The 1064-nt window shown below is 74.5% G+C and carries 1 protein-coding gene; it reads right to left on the bottom strand.

Going from position 1 to position 1064, the window contains the following annotated elements:
• A partial coding sequence (locus KD1_RS01580) for a DUF2339 domain-containing protein (protein ID WP_169795311.1) occupies window positions 1–1064 on the bottom strand: 1064 nt, incomplete at both ends.

The raw sequence follows: 1064 nt of genomic DNA, 5'->3' as shown, positions 1-1064 counted from the left end.
CCCGCCGATCCAGACCGGCGACGACGGCCGGGGCTCGGTGCCGGCCGCGCCGGCATCCGGGCCCTGGAGTGCCCGCAGCAGACGCGGGGCGGCCTGGGCGAGCAGCACGGCCACGGCGAGGACGAGCCCGTGGTTGATGAGGTCCTCGACGGTGATCTCCACGGCGCGGTCCGCCACGGTCAGGGGACCGAGGGCGGCCAACCACCCCAGCAGGGCCACCGCGCTGACGACCAACGCCGTCCACCCCACGACAGTGTCGCTGGAGATGCGCGCGCGGGCCAGGTGAAGCAGCGCCAGGACGAGCACGGCGGTGAGCTGCCAGGAGCCGAAGTCGGCCTGGTCGATCGCGACGAGGGCGAACGCCGCCGCGATCGGTGGCGCCCACACAGCGACGCGATCCACCGCGACCCGGCCGCGCTGCGCTCCGGCCATCACCCCCGCACCGAGGTGGAGGACGGCGATCGCGAGGAGCCCGGCGAAGGCCGCCCACCCGGTCTCCCGGCCCAGCCCGTAGAGAGTCGGGAGCGCGGTGAGGGCCAGGGGCGCGGCCGAGAGCAGGGCCACCTGTGGGGCACGGGCCGCGGCCGTGGTCACGGCCAGCAAGGACAGGGTCAGCACGACCGACAGGGCCACGACTGAGTCATGGCCCGGCGAAACCGTCAGCGCTCCGAAGGTCAACGCCCAGAGCAGGTAGGCAACGGTCGGCGCCGTGCGCGCCCACTCCAGCCACGCCCAGCGGGGCTGCCCGACGTGCGCGGTCGTCGAGGCGATCGTCAGGAGCACGAGGAACGTCGCGACCACGCCGTGGCGGTCTGCGCCGATGGCCGGAGCGAGCATCGCCACCCCGAGCACGACGATCACGGCGAGCAGTTCACTGCTCCACTGCCGCGCGATCGCCAGACCCGCCACGGCCACGACGGCCGCCAGCGACAGGCCGACGACCGTCGGGATGAAGTGGTACACGGCCGTGGCGGCGACGAGGTCGAGGTAGGCGGCGGCGATGCCGGTGGCGGTCAGGCCCAGGGCACTGGGGACGCGGCCGGTGCGGCGGTGGACGTACAGAC

This window comes from Kribbia dieselivorans NBRC 106261, from assembly GCF_001552435.1.
Classification (GTDB): domain Bacteria; phylum Actinomycetota; class Actinomycetes; order Actinomycetales; family Dermatophilaceae; genus Kribbia; species Kribbia dieselivorans.
Note: the sequence above shows the minus strand (reverse complement) of the source record. Positions and strands in the feature narration are given on the sequence as shown.